Annotated in this window: 23 protein-coding genes; 2 read left to right on the plus strand and 21 right to left on the minus strand. The window is 70.6% G+C overall.

The window, feature by feature from the left end; translation table 11 throughout:
* Positions 1 to 322 precede the first annotated feature (322 nt).
* Positions 323 to 3,091 carry a DNA polymerase I gene (polA, locus tag AC06E6_RS12890; protein WP_104939927.1) on the minus strand — a complete coding sequence of 923 codons (2,769 nt, stop codon included), beginning with the start codon at positions 3,089 to 3,091 and terminating at the stop codon, positions 323 to 325.
* Positions 3,092 to 3,182: 91 nt separating this feature from the next.
* Between polA and AC06E6_RS12895 the strand changes: the two genes are divergently transcribed.
* On the plus strand, positions 3,183 to 3,470 hold the full coding sequence (locus AC06E6_RS12895; protein ID WP_161614598.1) for a DUF2782 domain-containing protein: 288 nt from the start codon (positions 3,183 to 3,185) through the stop codon (positions 3,468 to 3,470).
* A 219-nt stretch (positions 3,471 to 3,689) separates the two neighbouring features.
* Here the strand turns inward: AC06E6_RS12895 and AC06E6_RS12900 are convergent, their stop codons facing one another.
* The 20 genes from AC06E6_RS12900 to AC06E6_RS12995 form a co-directional block, all read right to left on the minus strand.
* A complete protein-coding gene (locus tag AC06E6_RS12900; RefSeq protein ID WP_161614597.1) occupies positions 3,690 to 4,139 on the minus strand; it encodes a universal stress protein in 450 nt (149 codons plus the stop codon).
* Between the two features lie 102 nt (positions 4,140 to 4,241).
* Positions 4,242 to 6,431 (minus strand): DNA helicase II, encoded by a 2,190-nt coding sequence (gene uvrD, locus AC06E6_RS12905; protein WP_240212548.1) that lies wholly within the window; start codon positions 6,429 to 6,431, stop codon positions 4,242 to 4,244.
* 113 nt (positions 6,432 to 6,544) lie between these two features.
* The gene (locus AC06E6_RS12910) at positions 6,545 to 7,933 is read right to left on the minus strand and encodes an FAD/NAD(P)-binding protein (RefSeq protein WP_478061594.1); all 1,389 of its coding nucleotides are present in this window, start codon (positions 7,931 to 7,933) and stop codon (positions 6,545 to 6,547) included.
* A 153-nt stretch (positions 7,934 to 8,086) separates the two neighbouring features.
* Entirely contained in the window at positions 8,087 to 8,254 is a 168-nt protein-coding gene (gene rpmG / locus AC06E6_RS12915) for a 50S ribosomal protein L33 (RefSeq protein WP_172675037.1), read from the minus strand.
* Positions 8,255 to 8,264: 10 nt separating this feature from the next.
* Positions 8,265 to 8,501, minus strand: coding sequence for a 50S ribosomal protein L28 (gene rpmB / locus AC06E6_RS12920; protein WP_054668347.1), 237 nt, complete (start codon positions 8,499 to 8,501; stop codon positions 8,265 to 8,267).
* 215 nt (positions 8,502 to 8,716) lie between these two features.
* Positions 8,717 to 9,403, minus strand: coding sequence for a hypothetical protein (locus AC06E6_RS12925; protein ID WP_478061596.1), 687 nt, complete (start codon positions 9,401 to 9,403; stop codon positions 8,717 to 8,719).
* Between the two features lie 58 nt (positions 9,404 to 9,461).
* Complete coding sequence (locus AC06E6_RS12930) at positions 9,462 to 10,094, minus strand: cation efflux transmembrane domain-containing protein (protein ID WP_478061598.1); 633 nt, start codon at positions 10,092 to 10,094, stop codon at positions 9,462 to 9,464.
* Positions 10,095 to 10,208: 114 nt separating this feature from the next.
* Complete coding sequence (locus tag AC06E6_RS12935; RefSeq protein ID WP_478061616.1) at positions 10,209 to 13,382, minus strand: efflux RND transporter permease subunit; 3,174 nt, start codon at positions 13,380 to 13,382, stop codon at positions 10,209 to 10,211.
* Between the two features lie 19 nt (positions 13,383 to 13,401).
* A complete protein-coding gene (locus AC06E6_RS12940) occupies positions 13,402 to 14,394 on the minus strand; it encodes an efflux RND transporter periplasmic adaptor subunit (RefSeq protein WP_240212562.1) in 993 nt (330 codons plus the stop codon).
* Complete coding sequence (locus AC06E6_RS12945) at positions 14,391 to 15,662, minus strand: TolC family protein (protein WP_478061600.1); 1,272 nt, start codon at positions 15,660 to 15,662, stop codon at positions 14,391 to 14,393. The genes AC06E6_RS12940 and AC06E6_RS12945 overlap by 4 nt, the downstream gene beginning before the upstream one ends.
* Positions 15,663 to 15,716: 54 nt before the next feature.
* The gene (locus tag AC06E6_RS12950; RefSeq protein ID WP_161615192.1) at positions 15,717 to 16,100 is read right to left on the minus strand and encodes a hypothetical protein; all 384 of its coding nucleotides are present in this window, start codon (positions 16,098 to 16,100) and stop codon (positions 15,717 to 15,719) included.
* A 636-nt stretch (positions 16,101 to 16,736) separates the two neighbouring features.
* The gene (locus tag AC06E6_RS12955) at positions 16,737 to 18,524 is read right to left on the minus strand and encodes a DUF885 domain-containing protein (RefSeq protein ID WP_478061618.1); all 1,788 of its coding nucleotides are present in this window, start codon (positions 18,522 to 18,524) and stop codon (positions 16,737 to 16,739) included.
* A 144-nt stretch (positions 18,525 to 18,668) separates the two neighbouring features.
* A complete protein-coding gene (locus tag AC06E6_RS12960; RefSeq protein WP_409476027.1) occupies positions 18,669 to 19,001 on the minus strand; it encodes a lipid-A-disaccharide synthase N-terminal domain-containing protein in 333 nt (110 codons plus the stop codon).
* Positions 19,002 to 19,003: 2 nt separating this feature from the next.
* Entirely contained in the window at positions 19,004 to 19,726 is a 723-nt protein-coding gene (locus tag AC06E6_RS12965) for a glycosyltransferase family 2 protein (protein ID WP_104939936.1), read from the minus strand.
* Between the two features lie 70 nt (positions 19,727 to 19,796).
* Positions 19,797 to 20,762: an SDR family NAD(P)-dependent oxidoreductase gene (locus AC06E6_RS12970; RefSeq protein WP_293755557.1), complete on the minus strand. Its 966-nt coding sequence runs from the start codon at positions 20,760 to 20,762 to the stop codon at positions 19,797 to 19,799.
* 207 nt (positions 20,763 to 20,969) lie between these two features.
* Positions 20,970 to 21,272, minus strand: a complete 303-nt coding sequence (locus AC06E6_RS12975) for a helix-hairpin-helix domain-containing protein (RefSeq protein ID WP_054668371.1) — start codon at positions 21,270 to 21,272, stop codon at positions 20,970 to 20,972.
* Positions 21,273 to 21,306: 34 nt separating this feature from the next.
* Positions 21,307 to 22,221 carry a ParB/RepB/Spo0J family partition protein gene (locus AC06E6_RS12980; protein ID WP_240212565.1) on the minus strand — a complete coding sequence of 305 codons (915 nt, stop codon included), beginning with the start codon at positions 22,219 to 22,221 and terminating at the stop codon, positions 21,307 to 21,309.
* Positions 22,221 to 23,018, minus strand: a complete 798-nt coding sequence (locus tag AC06E6_RS12985) for a ParA family protein (RefSeq protein ID WP_054668374.1) — start codon at positions 23,016 to 23,018, stop codon at positions 22,221 to 22,223. The genes AC06E6_RS12980 and AC06E6_RS12985 overlap by 1 nt, the downstream gene beginning before the upstream one ends.
* A gap of 195 nt (positions 23,019 to 23,213) precedes the next feature.
* Positions 23,214 to 23,852, minus strand: coding sequence for a 16S rRNA (guanine(527)-N(7))-methyltransferase RsmG (gene rsmG / locus AC06E6_RS12990; protein ID WP_240212566.1), 639 nt, complete (start codon positions 23,850 to 23,852; stop codon positions 23,214 to 23,216).
* Between the two features lie 105 nt (positions 23,853 to 23,957).
* Positions 23,958 to 24,554, minus strand: coding sequence for a 4'-phosphopantetheinyl transferase family protein (locus AC06E6_RS12995; RefSeq protein ID WP_161615188.1), 597 nt, complete (start codon positions 24,552 to 24,554; stop codon positions 23,958 to 23,960).
* Positions 24,555 to 24,641: 87 nt separating this feature from the next.
* On the opposite strand from AC06E6_RS12995, the gene AC06E6_RS13000 reads away from it, so the two are divergent.
* A complete protein-coding gene (locus AC06E6_RS13000) occupies positions 24,642 to 24,896 on the plus strand; it encodes a GlsB/YeaQ/YmgE family stress response membrane protein (RefSeq protein WP_104939941.1) in 255 nt (84 codons plus the stop codon).
* The last annotated feature ends 42 nt before the right edge of the window (positions 24,897 to 24,938 follow it).

Below are 24,938 nucleotides of genomic sequence, written 5' to 3' on the forward strand. Positions count from 1 at the left end.
CCATCGCGCACATTGATGGTTCGTGAAGAGCGGCTATTTATTTCCGGACGATTAAGGAGGGATTCATCCGCAAAACAAGGTGTGCGCCATTACCCATTACGTGCGTGACGCAACGTTCCAGAAGTGGCATTTCGCACGTCGATCCATCGACAATCCGTGCTGCATTCCGCAATTGCAGCGGCAGGCATCACCAAATCCACTGGATGCCATTGGCAACACGAATACAGGTGAAGCCGCGACGCCAGCGCGGCGTGTGGCCAGCGCCCGGCAGCGGCCCCGCGCGGCGGCGCGACAGGCGTGAGCCGTGGCGCCGCCCGCACGCCTAGTGGGCCTGGTCCCAGTTGTCGCCCACACCGGTATCGACCACCAGCGGCACCCGCAGCTGCGCCGCGGCGGCCATGCGCGATTCCACCTCCGCGCGCAGCGTGTCGATGAAGTCCGCATCGGCCTCGAACACCAGTTCGTCGTGCACCTGCAGGATCATCTGCGCGCGTTCGCGGTGCGCGGCGAGCCAGCCATCCACGCTGACCATCGCGCGCTTGATGATGTCCGCGGCGGTACCCTGCATCGGCGCATTGATCGCCGCGCGCTCGGCGCCGGCGCGCAGGCCCTGGTTGCGCGCGTGGATGTCGTTCAGGTACAGGCGGCGGCCGAACAGGGTCTCCACGTAGCCCTGCTCGCGCGCCTGCACGCGCATGCGCTCCATGAAATCACGCACCGCCGGGTAACGGCTGAAGTACAGCGCCACGTAATCCTGTGCCTGGCCGCGGTCGATGCCCAGGTTCTTGGCCAGGCCGAACGCGCTCATGCCGTACATCAGGCCGAAGTTGATCGCCTTGGCGGCGCGGCGCTCGTTCGCGGTGACATCCTCCAGCGCGCGCCCGAATACTTCGGCGGCGGTGGCGCGGTGCACGTCCACGCCCTGCTCGAAGGCGCGGATCAGGCCCGGGTCTTCGGACAGGTGGGCCATGATGCGCAGCTCGATCTGCGAGTAGTCGCAGGCCATCAGCCGGCGCCCCGGCGGCGCGACGAACGCCCTGCGGATGCGGCGGCCGTCGTCGGTGCGGATCGGGATGTTCTGCAGGTTGGGATCGGACGAGGACAACCGCCCGGTGGCCGCGCCGGACTGGTGGTAGCTGGTGTGCACGCGGCCGGTGTCGGGGTTGACCATCTCCGGCAGCTTGTCGGTGTAGGTGCTGCGCAGCTTGGCCAGGCCGCGGTACTCCAGGATCACCCGCGGCAGCTCGTGCTGCTCGGCGATGGCTTCCAGCGCCTCCTCGTTGGTGCTGGGCTGGCCCTTGGGCGTCTTCACCAGCGCCGGCAGGCCCAGCTCGTCGAACAGCACCGCCTGCAGCTGCTTGGGCGAATCGAGGTTGAAGCTGCGCCCGGCCAGTTCGGTGGCCTTCTGCTGCGCGGCCAGCATGCGCGCCGACAGGTCCGCGCTCTGCCGCCGCAGCTCGGCGGCATCGATGCACACGCCGTTGGCCTCGATGCGCGCCAGCACCGGCACCAGCGGCATCTCGATCTCGCGGTAGACCTTTTCCAGCGCCGGCTCGGCGGCCAGCTGCGGCGCCAGCACGCGGTGCAGGCGCAGGGTGATGTCGGCATCCTCGGCGGCGTACTGGCCAGCCTCTTCGATGCCGACCTGCGAGAACGGGATCTGCCTGGCGCCCTTGCCGGCCACGTCCTCGAACTTGGTGGTGGTGTAGCCCAGGTAGCGATGCGCCAGCGAATCCATGTCGTGGCGGGTGGCGGTGGAGTTGAGCACGAAGCTCTCCAGCATGGTGTCGTCGGCGTAGCCGCGCACCTCCACGCCGTGGCGGCGCAGCACGTGGATGTCGTACTTGCCGTGCTGGCCGAGCTTGCGCCTGGCCGGGTCCTCGAGCAGCGGCCGCAGTGCGTCGAGCACGCGCGCCAGCGGCAGCTGCGCCGGCGCGCCCGGGTAGTCGTGGCCGACCGGGATGTAGGCGCCCGTGCCCGGCTCGACCGCCAGGCTCACGCCGACCAGCCGCGCGCGCATGGCATCCAGCGCATCGGTTTCGGTATCGAAGGCGAATTCGGCGGCGGCCTGCAGGCGTTCGACCCAGGCCCGCAGCTGTTCGTCGGTGAACACGGTTTCGTACTCGCCCTTGCCGGCCAGCGCCGGGTCCGCGGCGACGGCGGGCGCCGCCTCGGCGGACCGGGCGAAGCCGGCGGCGGTACCGCGCAGGCTGACCCTGGCCTCGTCGGCGGCGGCCGGCGCGGCGACGCCGCCCAGCTCGCGCAGCGCCTGGGTGAAGCCGTAGCGGCCATACAGCTCGCGCAGGCTGTCCACATGCTGCTCGCGCAGGCGCAGGTCGCGCGGGCCCTGTTCCAGCGCCACGTCGGTGCGGATGGTGACCAGCTCGCGGTTGAGCGGCAGCCGCGGCAGCGCGGCGCGCAGGTTCTCGCCGATCTTGCCCTTCATGGTGGCCGCGGCGGCCATCACGCCGTCCAGGTCGTTGTACTCGGCCAGCCATTTGGCGGCGGTCTTGGGCCCGCACTTGTCCACGCCGGGCACGTTGTCCACGGCATCGCCCATCAGCGCCAGGTAATCGACGATCTGGTCGGCGCGCACGCCGAACTTGTCCATCACCGCGGCATCGGAATCGGTACGGCTGCCGGTCATGGTGTTGACCAGGATCACCCCCGGGCGCACCAGCTGGGCGAAGTCCTTGTCGCCGGTGGAGATGGTCACCTCCAGCCCGTCGGCGGCGCCGGCCAGGGCCAGGGTGCCGATCACGTCGTCGGCCTCCACCCCGGGCACGCGCAGGATGTCGATGCCCAGCGCGTGCACGATGTCGCACATCGGCTGCACCTGCGCGCGCAGGTCGTCGGGCATCGGCGGGCGGTTGGCCTTGTACTCGGCGTACAGGTCGTCGCGGAAGGTCTTGCCGGGGGCGTCGACCACGAAGGCCACGTAGTCGGGCTTTTCCTTCAGCGTGGCCCGCAGCATGTTGACCACGCCGAACAGCGCGCCGGTGGGTTCGCCGGCGGCATTGGACAGCGGCGGCAACGCGTGGAACGCGCGGTACAGGTAACTGGACCCGTCGATCAGGACTAATCTGCTCATCCGGCGATTCTACGCGGCCGGCCCACGACGACGCGCGCGCCCGCCGCAGGCAGGCATAATCACCCGGACACCGATGCGAGGAGCCGCCGTCATGAAACACCTGCTGCTGATCCCCCTGCTCGCCCTGGCCGGTTGCGCCAGCATGGGTCGGGACGCCGATGCGCCGCCGGTGGACGTGACCGGCGCCGATGTCACCCGCCGCAGCCTCGACAACGGCGACACCATCGAGGAGTACCGCGTCGGCAGCCAGCTGCGCATGGTCAAGGTCACCCCCGCGCGGGGGGCGCCGTTCTACCTCTACGACCGCAATGGCGACGGCCGCATGGACAACGACAAGGACGGCGTGTCGCCGGTCTACTGGAAGCTGTACAGCTGGTGATGCCGGGGTGGCTGCCGCGACGGCGGCCAGCCAGCCCCGCCACAGCCTGGGCGCCGCCCGGCGGCGACCCCGCGCTCATCACCCCGGCCATCAAAGAAAAGCCCCCTTCGGCAACGATGGCGATGAAGGGGGTACGCTGAAAAAGGGAAAGCGACGGCCGCAGGCCGCCACCGGGACGCCGCGGGGGACGTCCCGGGCCGGGCAGGCGCAGGGCCTGCCTCAGCGGATCACCAGCACCGGTACCCTGCTGCGCGCCAGCACTTCGGCGGTCTGGCTGCCGAGCAGCACCCGGGTCATGCCGCGGCGGCCATGCGAGGTCATCACCAGCAGGTCGCTGCCGCAGGCATCGGCGGTCTCGATGATGCCGTCGGCGGCATAGCGGTCGAGTACGTGGTGGCCGGTCACCTCGGCCACGCCGGCGGCGCGCGCGGCGTCCAGCGACGGCTGCAGGATCTTCTGCGCCGCGGCCTCGCGGTCCTGCTTGTACTCCGGGCTGGCTTCGTAGCCGGCGCTCCAGCCCATGGCGTCGTACATGCCCACCGCCCACGGCTCGGACACGGTGACGATGTCGACCTTGGCGCCGAGCTGCGCCGCCAGTTCCAGGCCCTTCTGCAGGCCCTTCATGGCCAGCTCGGAACCATCGGTCGCGATCAGGATGCGCTTGTACATGGCGGTATTCCTCGGCAAGGGTGGCAGGCGAGCATTACACACCCGATGCCACCGGCGTGCATTGAGCCTGATCAAACCGCCCCGCCCGGGCCGGGCCGCGGCCTAGAGCACGTTCAGGTTGGCGTAGGCCATCACCAGCCACTTGCTGCCGGCCTCGGCGAACTCCACCTGCACCCGCGCATGCGCGCCGCTGCCCTCGTAGTCGGTGACCACGCCCTCGCCGAACTTGGGGTGGCTGACGCTGGCGCCCAGGCGGATCGCCGGGGCCTCCAGCGCGGCATGGCCGGCCACCCGGCTGCTGCCGAGCGAGGCCGGGCGCGAGACCTGCACCCTGGGCCGTACTTCGTGCAACAGCTCGCGCGGGATCTCACGCAGGAACCGCGACGGCAGGCTGTAGTTGTCCTGGCCGTGGATGCGGCGCGACTCGGCGTAGCCCAGCACCAGCTTGTGCCGGGCGCGGGTGATGCCGACGTAGGCCAGCCGGCGCTCTTCCTCCAGCCGGCCGCTTTCCTCCAGCGAGCGCGCACCCGGGAACAGCCCTTCCTCCAGCCCGGCCAGGAACACCAGCGGGAACTCCAGGCCCTTGGCCGAATGCAGGGTCATCAGCTGTACCCCGTCCTCGCCGGCCTGGGCCTGGCCTTCGCCGGCCTCCAGCGAGGCGTAGGACAGGAAGGCCACCAGCTCGCTCATGTCGGCGGCGCCCTCTTCGTCCTGGTCGCGCTGGACGAAGCGCGAGGCCACCGAGACCAGTTCGTCGAGGTTGTCGCTGCGCGATTCGGAGTCGAGCGTGTTGCGGCTCTCCTTGCTCCAGTGTTCGCGCAGCGCCGAACGCACCAGCACGTGGTCGATGCGCTCGGCCAGGGTCATCTGCGCGGTTTCGGCGCCGATCTGCTGGACCAGGTTGAGGAAGCCGGCGAGCGCGTTCTTCGCGCGCGCCGCGAGGTCGTTGCCCTGGGTGGCGAGCATCGCCGCCTCCCACAGCGACAGCGACTGCGCGCGCGCGATGCGCCGCACCTCGTCCAGGGTACGCTCGCCGATGCCACGCGCCGGCGTGTTCACCGCGCGCTCGAACGCAGCGTCGTCGTTGCGGTTGGTCAGCAGCCGCAGGTAGGCCAGCGCGTCCTTGACCTCGGCGCGCTCGAAGAAGCGCATGCCGCCGTACACGCGGTACGGCACCTGCTCGGACAGCAGCGCCTCTTCGAAGGCGCGCGACTGCGCGTTGCTGCGGTAGAGCACGGCGATGTCGCCGTAGCTGCCGCCGTCACGCACCCATTGCCGCGCGCGCTCGACCAGGTAGCGCGCCTCGTCCATCTCGTTGTAGGCGGCGTACAGGTCGATCGGCTCGCCGTCGCCGCTGTCGGTCCACAGCTGCTTGCCGATGCGGTCCGGATTGTGGGCGATGACCGCGTTGGCGGCATTGAGGATGTTGGCGCTGGAGCGGTAGTTCTGCTCCAGGCGGATGGTCTGCGCGCCCGGGAAATCCTTGAGGAAGCGCTGCACGTTCTCGACCTTGGCGCCGCGCCAGCCGTAGATCGCCTGGTCGTCGTCGCCGACCACGAACACGTGGCCCGAATCACCGGCCAGCACCCGCACGAAGGCGTACTGGATGGCATTGGTGTCCTGGAATTCGTCGACCAGGATCTCGCCGAAGCGCGCGCGGTAGTGCGCCAGCAGCGCCGGGTTGTCGCGCAGCAGTTCGTGCGCGCGCAGCAGCAGTTCGGCGAAGTCGACCAGGCCGGCGCGGTCGCAGCGCGCCTGGTATTCGGTGTAGGCCTGGCGCATGGTTTCCAGCCACGCATCGTGCGGCTCGGGCTGGATGTGCTGCGGCCGGCGGCCCTCGTCCTTCTGCTCGTTGATCCACCAGGCAATCTGCTTGGGCGGGTGCTTGCCGTCGTCGATCTCCAGCGCCTGCACCACGCGCTTGACCAGCCGCAGCTGGTCGTCCGAATCCATCACCTGGAACGCTTCGGGCAGCCTGGCGTCGGCCCAATGCAGGCGCAGCAGGCGGTGCGCCAGGCCGTGGAAGGTGCCGATCCACATGCCGCGCGCGCCGTTGCGCAGCTGCAGGTCGATGCGGTGGCGCATCTCGCCGGCGGCCTTGTTGGTGAAGGTCACCGCGAAGATGCCGTGGGTCGGCACGCCGTGCACTTCATTGAGCCAGGCGATGCGGTGGGTAAGCACGCGGGTCTTGCCGGAGCCGGCGCCAGCGAGGATCAGGTAGTGGCCGGGAGCAGCGGAAACGGCCTCGCGCTGGGCCGGGTTCAGCCCGTCGAGCAGGTGGGAAACATCCATCCCAGCATTTTAGGGCGTAGCGTGGCCAAAAGCCGAGAAACCGCAGGCGCCGGCACCCTGCGTGGCCGGGCCGGGGCGAGGAATGCCCGGCCCGGCGGGGTCCACCGCCGCGTTCATGCCTGCGGCGGCAACAGCCTCGCGGCCGCCTGCGCGGCCTGGCCGCGCAGTTCCGGGATGGCCAGGCTCTCCCACAACCGGCCGATACGCAGGCTGCCGACCACCTGTATGCGCGGCTCGGCCACGCCATCGGCGTCGAGCAGGCTGCCATCGTCCGCGCTGTCCAGGCCGATGCCGTGCGGCCCCGGGCGCGCGATGCCGCTGCCCAGCAGCTGCTGCAGCAGCGGATTGCGCATGGCCTGCGCGCGCATCTCCACGCCGGTGGCGTTGACCACGCAGTGCGCGTCGATCTGGAACGGCTGCCGCCGCGGGTCGAGCGCGCCCAGGCGCACGCAGGCGCCTTCGGCGATGGCGGTTTCCAGGCGCCCGCGGTGCAGGTGCAGGCGCCCCTGCCGGCGCAGCTCCAGCAGCTGCGCATGCACCGGCGCGGCGATGCGGTGCCGGTGCACGTCCCAGTAGCGCACCACGTGGCGCAGGAAACGGCGCTGGTCATCGAAGGACAGCGACTGCCACAGCGCCTGCCCCAGCGGGCGGATGCGTTCCATCACGCTCTGCCAGGGGATGCCGCGGCGCGCCGCGTCGGCGGCATGCCGGCGCAGCGCGCGCATGCGCTGGCGCAGGCCCATCGCCAGCAACGGCTCGGGATCGTAGTCGGCGGCCGCGCCGCTGGCGTGCGGCAGCGGCAGCAGCGCGTGGCGCGAGAGCACGTGCACCTGCCCGCGGTGCCCGGACGCCGCGAGCGAGGCCACGCAATCGGCCATGCTCAGCCCGGAGCCGACGATGGCCACGTCGGCGCTGGCGGCGACATCCTGCACCGCGTCGTAGTCCCAGGCCTCGATGCGCTTGCCCGGCGGCACCGCGCCGGCGCCGCGCGCCGGCAGCGGCCGCAGCGCGTTGCCGCTGCACAGCGCCACCGCGGCGGCCCGCAACGGCGGGCCCGCGTCCAGCTGCAGCAGCAGCCCGTCGGCGTGGCGCTGCAGGGCGTGGACCCGCGCGGCGCGCACGTCCAGCCGCGCCGGGCTGGCGTCCACCGCCTCCTGCAGGCGCTGCCGCAGATAGGCGGCGTAGTGGTGGCGGGCGACGAAGGCCTGCGCCAGCGCGTCGCGGCCGGTGCCCGGCAGGGCCTCGTGCGCGACCAGGTAATCGAGGAAATCGTCGGGCCGGTCCGGGAAGCCGCTCATCTTGCCGGCCGGCACGTTGAGCAGGTGTTCGGGACGACGGGTGGCATAGGCCACGCCGCGGCCGAGCGGGAGCTGCGGTTCGACAAGCACCACGCGCAGCTCGCCGCGCGCGCCACGCAGCACGCCGATCGCGGTGAGCACGCCGGCGGCGCCACCGCCGATGATGGCGATGTCGCAGGTCTGCATCGGGTCGGGAACGGTCATGCGCCGATTGTAGGCGATGCGCCCGGCGCGGCATGATGCCGCCGCCGCATGTGCTGATGGAGCATGCTGATGGCGCCGCGCATGCCCCGGAAACAACGAACCCGCCTTGCGGCGGGTCCGGTGTGGAACGGCGATCCAGGCAATCCGTGCGGATTACTTGATCTTGCCTTCCTTGTACATCACGTGCTTACGGACCACCGGGTCATACTTCAGGAATTCCATCTTCCCGGGGGTGTTCTTCTTGTTCTTGTCCGTGGTGTAGAAGTGGCCGGTACCGGCCGAGGAAATCATACGGACCTTGTCGCGCTTGCCTGCCATGATGGTTTACTCCTCAGACCTTTTCGCCGCGCGCACGCAGCTCAGCCAGAACGGAATCGATGCCGTTCTTGTCGATGGTGCGCAGTGCATGCGCGGAAACACGAAGCTTGACCCAGCGGTTCTCGCTGGCGACCCAGAAACGACGCTCGTGCAGGTTCGGCTGGAAACGACGACGGGTCTTGTTGTTGGCATGCGAGACGTTGTTACCCGTCTGCACCTTCTTGCCGGAAACTTGGCAAACTCGGGACATTGCGCACCTCGGTAATGTCGGTTGTCTCTTCCTTGGCCAGGAAGAGGGCGGCCCCGGCGGTTGCCCGCCACGTGTCATGGGAATCAAAGGGTTACGCTGACGAGGGTGGGCGGATGACACGTTCCCGGCCACCGATCCGGAGGTTTCCGGACACAGCGAGCCGGCAATTATGCCGGGCCAAGGCCCCGAGTGCAAACCGCCGGCCGCGGCCGGCCCTACCGGGGCGCGAAATCCAGGCTCCGGCGCCAGCGCAGCGGCGTGGCGGCCCGGCCCGGGTCCGGCGGAAACAGGCTCAGGTAGCCGGCGGCGATGGCACGGTCGCGCAGGCGTTCGCCCACGCCTTCGGCCACTTCGACCTCCACATGGGTGACCTTGCCCTGCGGATCGACGTCCATCGCCCAGACCAGCCGGCCCCCCCATTGTTCCGGGGCGATCGAGGCATCGTAGTTCGGGCGGCCGGCGACATAGGGAACGTCGCGCTGCTGGAACAAGGGTGAGTCCTCCAGCCGTGGATCGACACGGATCGTCGCGGTGTTGCTGCCACCGTCGCCGAGGACCGCATGCGCGGTCCAGTCTCCCGGCCGGCCACCGCTGCCCAGGTCGGCCCGGTAGCAGCGCTTGCTGCCGCGGTAGTCGTCATGACGCTGCAGGGACACCCGCTTGCCGTCGGCATCGCGCAACTCCAGTTGCAGGCCGCCGGCATCGCCGCTCGCGGCAGTGCCGGCCACACAGATCTGGTGCGCGTGATCGCCGGTCATGACGAACTGCCGGGTCTGCTGGCGGGCAAGCGCGTCAGCCGGGGTCCTGGACCACAGGAACTCGATGTAGATGCCGCTGTCCTGCGCGGCGGCCGGGCCGCACAGCGACAACAGCAAGGGCACGACAAGCTGGCGCGATCGCATGGGTCCGCTCCCTGGAGATACCGCCGGACTCTAGCCAACCCGGCAGGTGCGGATCAAATCAGCACGCGCGCGCCCGCGCGCCACGCAGCTCACGCCAGGCCGTGCGCGCCACCTTCCAGGCCGAGCGCAGGAACAGCAGCAGCAAGGCCACCGCGATCAGCAGGTCCGGCCAGCCGGCACCGAACGCCCACACCGCCAGCGCGGCCAGGATCACCGCGCCGCCTTCGTAGACGTCATTCAACGAGCATGCCCAGGCCGATGCCAGGTTGATATCGCCCTGGCGATAGGGCCACAACAGGCGCAGGCACAGCAGGTTGGCGGCCAGGTTCAGCAGCGCGGCGATGCCCATGCTCTCGAACAACGGCAGGTGCGGATGGCCCAGCTTCCAGCCGATGCCCACGGCCACCGCGATGGCCGCGCCCAGGATGAAGGCCGCCTTGAGCAGGGCGACCCTCGCCTTGGCGGCGAGGCCGGCACCCACCACCGCCAGGCTCAATGCGTAGGTCAGCGCGTCGCCCAGGTTGTCCAGGCTGCCGGACAGCAGCGACGCCGAACCGCTGTGCCAGGCCGCGGCCATCATCATCACGAAGGTCAGCAGGTTGATCACCAGCACCCACACCAGCACACACCGCTGGCGTGCCTGCATGCGCCCGACCTCCAGGGTCCGGCCACAGCCGCAACAGTCGCTCATTCCGGTTCCAGACACGATGCCAGGGCCGATTTTCCCACCGGCGGGCACGGCTTGCAGCGCACCCCGCAGCGCAGCGTTCCCGGCCCACGCCGATGGCGTGGGCCGGGGCTGGGTTCACGCTTCGCGGCGATGCAGCCAGCGGTACAGCACCGGCAGCAGCAACAGGGTCAGCAGGGTCGAGGACACGATGCCGCCGATCACCACCGTGGCCAGCGGCCGCTGCACCTCCGAGCCGGCGCCGACGTTGAAGGCCATCGGCACGAAGCCCAGCGACGCCACCAGCGCGGTCATCAACACCGGCCGCAGGCGGCCGAGCGCACCTTCGCGCACCGCTTCCAGCAGCGGCCGCCCCTGTGCACGCAGGCTACGCACGAAGCTGATCATCACCAGCCCGTTGAGCACCGCCACCCCGGACAGCGCGATGAAGCCCACGCCCGCCGAGATCGACAGCGGGATGCCGCGCAGGGCCAGCGCCAGCACGCCGCCGGTAAGCGCCAGCGGCACGCCGCTGAACACGATGGCCGCATCCTTGCCCGAGCCGAACGCCCAGAACAGCATCGCGAAGATCAGCACCAGCGTCGCCGGCACCACCACCGCCAGCCGCTGGCTGGCCGAGATCAGCTGCTCGAAGCTGCCGCCGTAGTCGACCCAGTAGCCGGCCGGCAGCTTCACCCCGGCGTCGATGGCCTGCTGCAGCTCGCCGACGAAACTGCCCAGGTCGCGGTCGCGGACGTTGGCGGTGACCACGATGCGGCGCTTGCCGTTGTCGCGGTTGATCTGGTTCGGGCCTTCGCTGGTGTCGATGCGTGCCAGTTCGCGCAGCGGCACCGTACGCGGGTTGCCGGTGAGTACGCCGGCGGCGCCGCCGCGGCTCAGCTCATCGGCGTTGCCGCTGGCCAGCGCGGTTTCCAGTGACACCGGCAGGTCCGCCAGGGCCGCAGGATCCTGGCGCAGTTCCTCCGGCAGGCGCACCACGATGTCGAACCGGCGGTCGCCCTCGAACAGCTGCCCCGCCACCTGCCCGCCGACCGCGGTGGCCACGGTGGACTGCACCTGGCCCGGGTTGAGGCCATAGCCGGCCAGTTTCTGCCGGTCCGGGGTGACGGTGAGCAGCGGCAGCCCGCTGGTCTGCTCCAGCCGCACGTCGGCCGCGCCAGGCACGCCGGCGACCACCTTTTCGATGCGCCGGCCCACCTCCGCCAGCGTGTCCAGGTCGTCGCCGTAGAGCATCACCGCCACGTCGGCGCGCACGCCGGAGATCAGCTCGTTCATGCGCATCTGGATGGGCTGGGTGAACTCGTAATTGTTGCCCGGCAGCTCCTCCACCGCCGCCTCCAGCTCGGCCAGCAGGCCTGCGCGTGGCTTGCGCGGGTCTGGCCACTGGCTGCGTGGCTTCATCATGATGAAGGTGTCGGCGACCGACGGCGGCATCGGGTCGGAGGCCACTTCCGGCGTGCCGATCTTGGAGAACACCTTGGCCACTTCCGGGAACTGCAGCAGCCGCAGCTCGATCTGGCGCTGCATCTGCAGTGACTGGGTCAGGCTGGTGCCCGGGATGCGCATGGCGTGCATCGCCACGTCGCCTTCGTCCAGGTTGGGCACGAACTCGCTGCCGAGCTTTGTTGCCAGCAGGCCGCAGCCGACCACCAGCAGCAGCGCGCCGGCCACCATCCAGCGCCCGCGGCGCAGGGCCAGGTCCAGCAGCGGCTGGTAGCGCCGGCGCAGCCACGCCATCAGCCGGTTCTCCTTCTCCTGCACGCGGCCACCGAGGAACAGCGCGATCGCCGCCGGCACGAAAGTCAGGCACAGCAGCATCGCCCCGCTCAGCGCCAGCACCACGGTGATCGCCATCGGGTGGAACATTTTTCCTTCCACCCCGGTGAGGGCGAAGATCGGCAGGTACACCGCGGTGATGATGCCCAGCCCGAACAGGCTGGGGCGGATCACCTCGGCGGTGGCGGCGGCGGTCTCGGCGAAGCGCTCGGCGCGGGTCATCGCCCGGCCCAGTGCATGGGTGCGCTCACCGAAGCGGCGCAGGCAGTTCTCGATGATGATCACCGCGCCGTCCACGATCAGGCCGAAGTCCAGCGCACCCAGGCTCATCAGGTTGGCCGACACGCCGCCGCGGGCCATGCCGGTGAGGGTGAACAGCATCGCCAGCGGGATCACCGTGGCGGTGATCAGTGCCGCGCGGAAATTGCCCAGCAGCAGGAACAGCACCACGATCACCAGCAACGCGCCTTCCAGCAGGTTCTTCGCCACGGTCTGGATGGTGCGGTCCACCAGCGCGGTGCGGTCGTAGCTGGCGGTGACGGTGACGCCCGCGGGCAGGCTGCGCTGCGCCTGCTGCAGCCGGGCCGCGGCGGCCTGCGCCACCTCGCGGCTGTTGGCGCCGATCAGCATCACCACCGTGCCCATCACCACTTCGTGGCCGTTCTGGGTGGCCGCGCCGCTGCGCAGCTCCGGGCCGTCGGCGACCGTGGCCACGTCGTGCACGTGGATCGGCACGCCTTCGCGGCGATCGAGCACGATGTTGCCGATCTGCTCCAGGTCGGCGACCTGGCCGGGCACGCGCACCAGGAACTGCTGGCCGTTGCGCTCGATGTAGCCGGCGCCCACGTTCTGGTTGTTGGCCTCGACCGCGGCGGCGACGTCTTCCAGGGTGAAGCCCAGCGCGCGCAGCTTCGCCGGGTCCGGGGTGATGTGCACCTGGCGCTGGAACCCACCGATGGTGTTGACCTCGGTGACCCCGGGCACGTTGCGCAGCTGCGGCCGGATCACCCAGTCCTGCAGGGTGCGCAGGTCGGTGGCGGTGTAGGGGCTGCCATCGGCCTTGCGCGCGTCGGGGTCGGCATCGATGGTGTACATGAAGATCTCGCCCAGGCCGGTGGCGATCGGCCCGAGCTGCGGGTCCAGCCCGTCGGGGATCTGCGAGCGCGCCTGCTGCAGGCGTTCGGCCACCTGCTGGCGGGCGAAGTAGATGTCGGTGCCGTCCTCGAACACCACCGTCACCTGCGACAGCCCGTAACGCGACAGCGAGCGCACGCTCTCCATCTTCGGCAGCCCGGCCAGCACCGTCTCCACCGGGAAGGTGATGCGCTGTTCGGTTTCCAGCGGCGAGTAGCCCGGTGCGGAGGTGTTGATCTGCACCTGCACGTTGGTGATGTCCGGGGTGGCGTCGATCGGCAGCCGGCTGAAGCTCCAGGCACCGAGCAGCACCAGCACGCCGGTGAGCAGCAGCATCAGCCAGCGATGGGCGATGGCCGCGCCGATGATGCGTTCGAGCAGGCCGCGGCGCGGCGCGAAGTCAGTGCTCATGGCCCGCCCCCGCCTTGCCGATGTCGGCCTTCACCGTGTAGCTCTGTTCGACCACCACCTCTTCGCCGGCGCGCAGCCCGGCGCTGACCGCCACCTGGCGCGCGTCGCGCGCGCCGAGGGTGACCGGCCGCGCCTGGTAGGTGTCGCCGTTGCGCACGAACACCACGTCGCGGCCGTCCATGCTCTGCAGCGCGGTCAGCGGCACCACGATGTCGGCCGGGGTGCTGGCCACGACGATGCGCGCGCGCACCGCCGCGCCCGGCCGCCACAGGCCGTCGGCGTTGTCCACGGTGGCGCGGGCCACCGTGCTCTGGCTGGCGGTGGCGGTGCCCGGCAACACGCGCTCGAGCGTGGTGGACTGGCTGACGCCATCGGTCATGCGGGTGACGGTGACCGGCACCCCGGCGGTGATGTGCTGGGTATCGGCGCCGAAGATGTGCAGGTCCACCCACAGCTGCGAGAGATCGCCGATCTCGAACAGCAGCTGGCCTTCGGCGGCGACCCCGCCGACCTGCGCCTGGCGCGACAGCACCACGCCGGAGATCGGTGCGCTGACGCCATAGGTGGTCAGGCTCAGGTTGCTGTCGATGCTGGCCAGCGCCTGGCCGGCGCGCACGCGGTCGCCGACGTTGGCGCGCAGCGCGCGGATCGGGCCGGGAAAGCGCGCGGTGACCTGGGCCATGCGCCCGTCGATCGGCGCCAGCAGACCCTGCACGTCGTGTTCGTCGGCGATGGTGCCCGGGCCGACGGCGGTGCTGACGATGCCCGCGGCTTTGGCGCGCGCGGCGGGGATGGTGGTCTGTTCGGGCGCAGTGTCCTCGTCGGCGTGGTTTCCGCCCTCGTCGCCGGCATGGCCGTGGTCGTCCGCGGCGGCATCTTTGGCGGTGGCGGCGGGGTCGCCGCCGCAGGCGGTGAGCGCGGCCAGCAGCAGGCCCAGCGCGGCCAGGCGGAACATCGGGAAAGCAGTCAGCGAAGCCTTCATGGCGTGTTTCCTTCGGAAGCGGTGGCGACCAGGGGCTGCCCGGTCAGGCGCTGGATTTCGATCAGGGCGGTCTGCGCGGCGAGCGCGGCATCGAGCTGGCGTTGCCGCGCCTCGATGCGCATGGCCTGCAGCTGCGCCCATTCCAGGTAGCTGATGGCACCGGCGCGCCAGGCGCTCTCGGCGGCCTTCTCGGCACGCTGCAGCTGCGGCAGCACGTCGCTGTCCAGGCGCGCCACTTCCAGCCGCGCGGTGGCGTAACGGCCATGGGCCTCGGCCAGCGTCGAGTACAGCTGCAGCGCACGCGATTCGCGCTGCACCGCGCTCATCGCCAGTTCGGCCTCGGCAGCGCGGATCTCCGGCCCGGCGCGACGGGCATTGCCCAGCGGCAGGCTGAAGCCGCCGACCAGGGCGGTATCGCCACTGTCGCGGTTGTTGCGCATGCCCAGTTGCCAGGACAGGTTGCCGCGCAGCTCACTGCGCGCCAGTTGCAGCTGGGCCTCGCGCACCCGCGCCTCGCCGGCGATGAGCGCCAGCTCCGGGGTATCGGACAGCAGCACCGCCAGTTGCTGGAAGTCCTCCAGCGCCGGCAGCTGCAGCGGCTCGCCACTGACTTCGGTGAAGTCGGCTTCGCGCGCGTTCCACAGCGCCGCCAGCGCCAGCCGTGCCGCGCGCTCGGCCTGCGCGGCACGGTCGCGGTCCAGTTCGGCCTGGGCCAATGCCGCCTGCGCGGTCATCAGCGTGGAGGCGGGCGAGGCGCCGGCCTGCAGCCGCACCCGCGCAGCGGCGACCGCGCGGCGACGCTGCTCGATGTCGTCCAGCGCGATCCGGCGCTGGCCGCGTGCGGCAGTGATGGCCAGGTAGCGGCGCGCCACCTCGGCCATCAGGTCCAGGCGGGTGATCTCGCGCTGCGGCGCGAGGGTGTCGATGTTGGCCTGCGCCAAGGCGCGGCGGGCGTCGAGCTTGCCGCCGCGTTCGAGCACGCCGGCCAGCGAGACGGTGACCTCGCTGGCGTCGAAGCCGCGGCTGGCGCCGGTGCCCAGGGCGTTCTCGATATCGACCCCGAACGCCAGCGGTGGCTTGAAGCCGGCGCCCTCGTAGCGGGCCTCGGCGGCGGCACGCTGCAGGACGGGCAGGCGCAGGTCGGGATGGGTGCGGGCGACGCGGCTGATCGCCGCGTCCAGGGTCAAGGGTTCAGGCGGCGACGGCACCTGCGCGATGGCGCACGGTGCGATCGCCAGGGCCGCAAGCGCGGCCAGGCGTTTCCACATGGGGAATCTCCGGTTTTCGGGAAAGGATCGGGACGTCCGCGCGGCGGACGTGGATCAGGCCCGAATCGGAGGGCGCAGCAGGCTTTCGGTGGGCGCCGGGCGCCAGTGGGTGTCGTGCGCGGTGGCGCCCGTTGCCGCCGGCGGCATGGGCACGTCCCAGGCCACCGACGCGAACGGCAGCACGCCGCCGTGGCCATGGCAGTGGCCGCAATGCACCAGGGCGTGCAGCAGGCGGGCACTGTCGTCGGCGTCGTCATGGCCGGTATCGGCTTCCAGCACCGGATCGTGCGTGGCCGACGGATGATCGGCGTGGCTCAGGGCGTGCAGTTCGCCCAGTGCGGACGCCAGCGCGCCGCCGGCGGTGCCGAGCGCGATCACCGCCAGCACCAGCAGGCGGAGCAGCAGCGACGGCGGACGGCGGCGCAGGAACGCGATCATGCGCGGCAGGGTAGCGGCGGCCTGCCGCGTTACACAATCGCACGGTGCCTTTGCATTCAGGCACGCGGCCTGCCGACCGCGCCCACAGCCGTGCGGGGCGCACATCCGCTGGGCGGTGCCATCGCGGTTGCCGGCAGCGTGGCCACCGCGCCCCCGGCGGGCATGCACCCACGACCCTCCGCGGAAACGGCGCGACCCCAGGGAGCGGACGCGTGCGCCAATGGCGCTGCGGCTCCAGCGGACGAACCCTGCGCCCGGCTGCCGGCCATCTTCGCGGGGGAACACGCGCGTGGCAGTGGCGCACGATCGCGCGGCGGGGCGCTGGCACCACGGCCATCGGCCCGTTGCAGCAACCCGCGCCGTCGCGCGAGCGCCACGCGCGCCGCCGATCCGCGCACGTTCCTCGCGGCGATCCACGCGTTCATGCGCATTGCCAGGCGTGTAGTAGCGCAGGCGGCTGGCGTCGGTTGCCGTGGACGAGGGCGTGCGACGCGCGGACGCCGTGCGTGGCCGCCGGCCACTGGCACTGGCAGCGGCCGGCGCACGGCCCGGGATGGTGCCGCCAGCGGCGGGCCGCATGCCCGGGCACCCGGCACGACGCGCCGCGGGCCGGCGGACGCACCGAGCGTCGGGCGGTCAGGCCTTCTTGCGCTCCTCGATGTAGGCCTTGATCTGCCGCTCCAGCACCGGCAGCGGCACCGAGCCCTGCCTGAGGATGGCGTCGTGGAACGACTTGACGTCGAACTTGTCGCCCAGCTCCTTCTCGGCCTGCGCGCGCAGCTTGACGATGGTGATTTCGCCCAGCTTGTAGCTCAGCGCCTGCGCCGGCCAGGAGATGTAGCGGTCGACCTCGGTGGTCACCTCGTGCTCGCTCAGCGCGGTGTGGTCGCGCAGGTAGGCGATGGCACGCTCGCGGCTCCAGCCGTAGTGGTGCACGCCGGTGTCGATCACCAGGCGGCAGGCGCGCCACATCTCGTAGGTCAGGCGCCCGAAATCCTCGTACGGGGTTTCGTAGATGCCCATCTCGATGCCGAGCTTCTCGCTGTACAGGCCCCAGCCCTCGCCGTAGGCGGAGATGTAGGCGCCGCGGCGGAAATCCGGCTGCTCGCCCTGCTCGGCGGCCAGTGCGCCCTGCAGCGCGTGGCCCGGGTCGGACTCATGCAGGGTCAGCGCCGGCAGGTTGTACAGCGGGCGCGCCGGCAGGTTGTAGGTGTTGACCCAGTAGGTGCCCATGCCGCCGCGGCCGGCGGTCCAGAACGGGGCGATGTCCGGCGGCACCGGCACGATGGTGAAGCGCGCCCGCGGCAGGGTCATGAACTTGCCGATCACGCTGTCCACGCGCTTGGAGATCCAGGCCGCGCGCCACAGCAGCTCTTCCGGCGTCTTGGCATAGAACTGCGGATCGGTGCGCAGGAACTCGAGGAAATCGGCGAAGCGGGTCTGCTCGCTCTTTCCCTTGAATCCCACCTTGTCGATGATGGCGTTCATCTCCTGCTGGATGCGGTTGACCTCGCTCAGGCCCAGCGCGTGGATCTGCTGCGGGCTCATGTCCAGGGTGGTGTATTCGCGGATCTGCTGGCGGTAGAACGCCTTGCCGCCGGGCATCTTTTCCGCGGCCAGGGTTGTGCGCGCCTGCGGCACGTATTCCTCGCGGAAGAACGCCAGCAGCTTGCCGAACGCCGGGACCACGCTGCCGGCGATCGCCTGCTGCGCTTCCTCGCGCAGTTTCTGCTGCTCATCGGCCGGGATGCCGGCCGGCAGCCTGCGGAACGGCGCGTACAGCGGCGATTCGGTGGGGTCCTTGAGCCCGGCCACGGTCGAGATCGAGACATCGCGGCCGTCGAGCACCGCGCGTGGCACGCTGAAACCACGCTCCAGGCCGGCGCGCATGTTGGCGGTCTGCTGGTCGAAATAGCGCGGCACGTCGTTCAGCCGCGCGATGTAGTTGCGGTAGTCCTGCGCGGTCTTCATCTCGCGCCGGGCCATGAATCCCAGGTTCGACCAGAACGAGGAATCGGAGTTGAACGGCATCTCGTAGGTGCGCAGGCGCACCGCGTCGGCCAGGTTCTCGACCTGGTACCTGTAGATGGCGTAGTTGACCTGGTTCTCGGCCGAGAGCGTGGCCGGGTCGATCGCCTTGAGCTGCTGCAGCACGTCGTCCCATACCTTCAGGCGCGCGGCCTGCGCCTCGGCGCCGACGTCCGGCAGGCGGGTGGCGTTGGCCGGGCCGTCCGCGTCCTCGCTGGCCTCGCCGCCACCGGCCTGGCGCCAGGCCCATTCCTTGGTGTAGATCGCCTTGAACTGCGCATCGGCATCCTGCACGGCCAGCGCCGCGGGGGCGGACGTCCTGGCGGGGGCGGCGTGGACGATGGCGCCCGGCAGGGCAAGGGCGAGCAGCAGGGCGGCGGACAGGTTGGTTTTCACGAACGGCGGGCTCTTCGGGAAACAGAGCCCGATCATGTCACCGGCGGCGCGGCCGTGCATGGTTCGAAAGTCCTGCCCGCACGCGCCGTGCCGGGACGTGGGCCGGATCGGCGCGGCCGCGCGGCGCCGGCTGCCGCCGGTGGCTCAGTGCCCGGCCCTGTCCCGCTTCCAGCCGCGGTGGCGGATGTCCAGGTACAGGCTGTAGAGCGCGGTGAACGTGGGGAACAGGTTGCCGAGGATGCCCACCGCGTCGTTCTTGCCGAAGATGAAGTAGCTCAGCGTCATCAGGCTGCCGAGGATGCTCATGTACCAGAACAGGCGCGGGATCACCGGCTTGCCCTCGCGCTTGCTGGCGATGAACTGCACCAGCCAGCGGCCGCCGAACATCAGGGTGCCGGTCAGGCCGATCAGCTTCCACGGCGACATGTGCACGCCGGTCCACTCCAGCCACGGCAGCGGCTGGCTCATGAAATCCATGCTCAGACCTCCTCGACCGCGGTGCGCCTGCTGCGCACGATCAGCCAGGCCACGCCGCGCAGGTCGCGGATGCCGACCAGGGCACGGCCGAGGTTGTTGTACTTGGACACCCCGGCGGTGCGGTGGCGGTGGTTGACCGGCACGCTCACGGTCTGCCAGCCGGCACGCTGCATCAGCGCCGGCAGGTAGCGGTGCATGTGGTCGAAGTACGGCAGGTCGAGGAACGCCGCGCGCTCGAACAGCTTGATGCCGCAGCCGGTATCGGGCGTGTCGTCGCGCAGCATGCGCGCGCGGATGCGGTTGGCCCAGCGGCTGGCCCAGCGCTTGGAGCCGGAGTCCTGGCGGTTGACCCGCCAGCCGGCGAACAGCTTCACCGCGGGCGCGGCGGCGTCGCGCGCGGCCAGCAGTTTCGGGATGTCGGCCGGGTCGTTCTGGCCGTCGCCATCGAGGGTGGCGATCCACGGCCCGCGCGCGGCCTTGACCCCGGTGCGCACGGCGGTGCTCTGCCCGCTCTGGCTGACGTGGTGCAGCACCCGCAGCTCCGGGGTGGCGGCCTTGAGCGCGCGCAGTACCTGCAGGGTGTCGTCCTTGGAGTCGTCATCGACGTAGACGATCTCGAAATCGACCCGGCCGCGCAGCGCGGCGGTGATCTCGGCAACCAGCGGGGCGACGTTGTCGCGTTCGTTGAAGACGGGGACGACCACCGAAAGTGCGGGTTGGCTCATCGCGGGATCCGTTCGTGCAGTAAGAGGAAAGACCGCGCATTTTCGGGTACGCGGCTGGCTGGAAGAGGGGTCAGGCGGCGGCGCCGAAGTAGTCGCGGCACCAGGCCACCACCGGCGGCAGTCCGGCCTCGATCGGGGTGGCCGGGTCGAAGCCGAAGGCGGCGCGGGCGCGCGCGGTGTCGGCCATGGTCTCGACCATGTCGCCCGGCTGCATCGGCTTGTAGACCTTCAGCGCCGGGCGCCCGGCGGCGCTGGCGATCACCTCGATGAAGCGTTCCAGCTCCACCGGGGTGTGGTTGCCGAGGTTGAATACCCGGTGCGGCACGCCGTCCTCCGAAGGGTGGTCGAGTGCACCGAGGATACCGGCGACGATGTCGGAAACATGCGTGAAGTCGCGGCGCATGCGGCCTTCGTTGAACACCTCGATCGGCCGCCCGGCCAGCACCGCGCGCGAGAACAGCAGCGGCGCCATGTCCGGCCGGCCCCACGGGCCGTACACGGTGAAGAAGCGCAGGCCGGTGGCGCGCAGGCCATACAGCTGCGCGTAGGTGTATGCCATCAGCTCGTTGGCGGCCTTGGTCGCCGCGTACAGCGAGCGCGGCCGGTCCACGCGCTGGTCCTCGGAGAACGGCGGCGTGGCCGAATCGCCGTACACCGAGCTGCTGGATGCATAGACCAGGTGCTGCACGTCGCGGTGGCGGCACAGCTCGAGCATGTTGACGAAGCCGGCCAGGTTGCTGTCGACGTAGGCATGCGGGTTCTGCAGCGAGTAGCGCACGCCGGCCTGCGCGGCCAGGTGGATGACCCGCGACGGGCGGATCTCGTCGAACAGCGCGGCCAGGCCGTCGCGGTCGGTCAGGTCCAGCGCGCGGATGTCGACCTGCGGGCACAGCGCGGCGACGCGGTCGCGCTTGAGCTGCGGGTCGTAGTAGTCGTTGTAGTTGTCCAGCCCGACCACGCGCGCGCCGCGCGCGGCCAAGGCCTGGCAGGTGTAGGCGCCGATGAAGCCGGCGGCGCCGGTGACGAGAACGGTCATCTGTCTGGTCCGGAAAAAAACTGGGTCAAGCGCCGCTCCACGGGGAAGCGGCATCGGCGCCGGCACCACCACCGGCCGGCAGCGGTTGCGCGGCATGCGGCGTGCGGCGCCTGGGCCGCCGCTGCACACCTGGCCCCGCGGGGCGGCGGTGGGTGGATGCCGGCCATTATCGCCGCCGCGCCTCCCGGCGTGGACCGGGACGCCCGCTCACAGCGTCAGCGGGTCCCGCGCCAGGGCGGCCTTGCGCTCGCGGCTGAAGGCCCACCACGGCTGCGGATCGCCGCCCTCCATGAAGCGCACGACCGACAGGAACACGTCGATCACGCAGGGGTCGTGCACCACGCCGGTCTTCAGGCACAGCTGCGCGTACATGTCATAGGGATCACGCCCGCGCAGGTGCGCGGGAACCCGGATCCCGATCAGACGGAGATCCTTTTCACAGGCCGGCCCGACATTCGGCAGGTCGGTCAGACGCAACAGGTGATTGCGGTCGACCTTGGTGGGGTTCATTGCCTTGCATGCACCTCGGGGGTGGGAGGGAACGTCAGCCGTGCTGACGGGTACGCAGCCTCTCCAGCACGCCGTCGAGCGTGTCCAGGTCGGTGTAGTGGATGACCAGCTTGCCCTTGCCGCCGCGGCCGTGGTTGATGGCGACCCTGGTGCCCAGCGATTCGGACAGCTCGGTCTCCAGCGAGGCGATGTCGGCCTGCGGCGCGCTCGGCGCCGGCCTGGCCTTGCGCGCCCCGGGCACCTTGCCGGCGGCGAACTGCTGGGCGCGGTGCTCGACCTCGCGCACCGACCAGCCTTCGTCGGCGGCGTCCTGCGCCAGCTTGGTCGCCAGCTCCGGCGCCAGCGTCAGCAGCGCGCGGGCGTGGCCCATTTCCAGGCGGCGGCTTTCCAGCAGCACGCGCACGCCGGCGGGCAGGTCGATCAGGCGCAGCAGGTTGGACACCGAGGCGCGCGAGCGGCCCACCGCCTGCGCGGCTTCGGCGTGGGTCAGCGAGAACTCGGAGATCAGCCGCTGCAGCGCCTCGGCCTCTTCCAGCGGGTTGAGGTCCTCGCGCTGGATGTTCTCGATCAGCGCCATGGCGATGACGGTGCGGTCTTCCAGTTCGCGCACCACCACCGGCACTTCGTCCAGCCCGGCCAGGCGCGAGGCGCGCCAGCGGCGTTCGCCGGCGACGATCTCGTACCTGCCGCCCTCGACCTGGCGCACCAGGATCGGCTGGATCACGCCCTGGGCCTTGATCGACTCGGACAGCTCGGACAGCTTGGCCTCGTCCATCTCGCGGCGCGGCTGGTACTTGCCCGGCTGCAGCAGGTCGATCTGCAGCTTGCGCAGCACCTCGCCCGGCTGCGGCTCGGCCACCGCCGCCACCGACACCGGGGTCACCGCGCCCTTGGGGCCCAGCAGCGCATCGAGGCCACGGCCCAGTCCACGTTTCTTCGCAGCGCTCATCAGACAGCCTCCATGGCCCTGACGGCCCTGTTGCGTTCATCGGTGCGGCGGATCAGTTCGCCCGCCAGGCCGAGGTAGGCCACGCCGCCGCGCGAGGTGCGGTCGTAGCCGACGATGCTCTGGCCGTGGCTCGGCGCCTCGGCCAGGCGCACGTTGCGCGGCACGATGGTGCGGAACACGCGGTCGCCGAAATGCTCGGTCAACTCGGCCGAGACCGCGTTGGCCAGGTTGTTGCGCACGTCGAACATGGTGCGCAGCACGCCTTCGATTTCCAGCGCCGGGTTCAGGTTGGCACGCAGCGCCTCGATCGTCTCCACCAGCGCGCTCAGGCCTTCCAGCGCGTAGTACTCGCACTGCATCGGCACCAGCACCGAGTCGGCGGCGGCCAGCGCGTTGAGGGTCAGCAGCGACAGTGCCGGCGGGCAGTCGATCAGGATGAAGTCGTACTCGCCGCGGATCGGCGCCAGCGCGCGCTTGAGCCGCTGTTCGCGGCCTTCCTGCTCCATCAGCTGGATCTCGGCCGCGGTCAGGTCGATGTTGCCCGGCAGCAGGTCGTAGCCCTCCGGCGCCTTCACCCGGATATCGGCCGCGGCGCTCTCGCCCAGCAGCAGGTCGCAGGTCGATGCCGCGACCTCGCGCTTGTCCACGCCGCTGCCCATGGTCGCGTTGCCCTGCGAATCCAGGTCGACCAGCAGCACGCGCCGGGGCGCTGCGGCAAGGGCGGCGGCCAGGTTCACGGCGGTGGTGGTCTTGCCGACGCCGCCTTTCTGGTTGGCGATGGCGATGATGCGAGCCATGCGGATGGGCCTCATGGGCTGGAAGGTTGGGACTGGCCATTATGCGGGCTGGGGGCCGGATCGGGGAAATCCGGGCCTTGCCGCATGTGGCCGTGCGCCTCCCGGCCCCGGGCGGGGCGGCCCGCAGGGCGTCAGGCGCCGTGCGGAATGCCTCGCCAGCCGCGCCCGCCCCATTGGTCCGGCGGGGAGCGGAACCTAGGTGCGGCTGCACACCACCAGGTGGCGCTCGCCGACCAGCCCCGGCACCGGCAGCGGGCGCACCTCGAGCACGTGCCAGTCGGCCGGCAGCGCGGCGATTTCCTCGTGCGGGTATACGCCCTTCATCGCCAGCAGGTGGCCGCCGGGGCGCAGCAGGTGGCCGCCGACCGCGACGATGCCGGCCAGGGTGTCCATGGCGCGCGCGGTGAGGTTGTCGTAGGCGGCCGGCTCGTCCAGCGCTTCGGCGCGGGATTCGGCGACGCGGGCGTTGCCCAGGCCGAGCTGGCGCACCGCTTCGCGCAGGAAGCGCGCCTTCTTGCCGTTGCTCTCCACCAGCGTCACCTGCAGCTGCGGGCGGGCGATGGCCAGCGGGATGCCGGGCAGCCCCGGGCCGGTGCCGAGGTCGGCCAGGGTGCCGGATTCGACGTGCGGCACCATCGCCAGCGAATCGAGCAGGTGGCGGGTGACCATCTCGTGCGGGTCGCGGATGGCGGTGAGGTTGTAGGTGCGGTTCCAGCGCACCAGCAGCGCCAGGTAGGCCAGCAGCGGCGGCGCCAGCGCGGCGTCCAGGCCCATGGCCTGCAGGCCGCGCTGCAGTTCGTCGGCCACGCCGGGCGGGAGGGAAGTGTCGTTCATGGCCGGATTATCGCAAAGGGCAGGAGTGAGTGAAGAGGAGTGAGGAGTGAGAAGAAGCGGGAGCGCTTGGCTTTTACTCACTTCTCACTCCTCTTCGCTCACTCCTCAGAACGGGTACCAGGCCAGCGCGGCGCGGAAGTCCGGCGTGGCCTGCCATTCGTGCAGGTGCCAGCGCGCGGCTTCGCCAAGCCCGGGGTCGCACCAGGCCAGGCGCAGCGCACCGTCCGCGCCGGGAGCGAAGCACAACCGGTGCAGGCCGAAGGACAGGCCGTGTCCATGCGCCTTGAGCAGCGCTTCCTTGGCGCACCACACGCGGAAGAACCAGTGTTCGCGGGCGGCATCGTCCAGGCCGTCCAGCCAGGCGATCTCGTCGGGATGGAAGAAGCGCGCGATCACCTGACGCATCTGCCGGCGCGGGCGCTGCTGTTCCAGGTCCACGCCGAGCCGGGCGTGTTCGCCCAGCGCCACCAGCAGGTGGCCGCCGCTGTGGCTCCAGCCGGTGCCGTAATGGGCCAGTTCGCCGATCAGCCAGGGCCGCCCGCGCTCGTCGCGGGTCAGCGGCAGCGCCTGCGGTGTGGTGCCGAGTTCGGCCGCCAGCAGTTCGCGCGCCTGCGGCTCGCCACGCGCGCCGGGCTGGTGCGGCAGCTGCCATACCCTGACCTGCCCGAAGCGCCAGGCCTGAAGCGTTTGCATCAACGCCACGCCGCGGTCCACAAGCGCTTCACGCCCGATCGTCTTGACTGCACCGGTCGCACCGCTCCGGGTGCACACACGAAAGGAGACATCGGCATGGGCATCATCATCTGGTTGATCGTGGGCGGCGTAGTCGGCTGGCTGGCCAGCCTCATCATGCGCCGCGACGCGCAGCAGGGCATCATCCTGAACATCGTGGTGGGCATCATCGGCGCAATGATCGCCGGCTTCCTGTTCAGCGGCGGCAGCATCAACGGCGCCATCACCCTGCGTTCGTTCCTGTTGTCACTGGTGGGCGCGGTGATCCTGCTGGCCATCGTCAACCTGTTCACGCGCAAGAGCATCCGGTAGAACCAAGGAGTGAGTGAAGAGGAGTGAGGAGTGGGAAAAAGC

This window comes from Stenotrophomonas sp. Steno-Z10-HUANG (assembly GCF_056393075.1).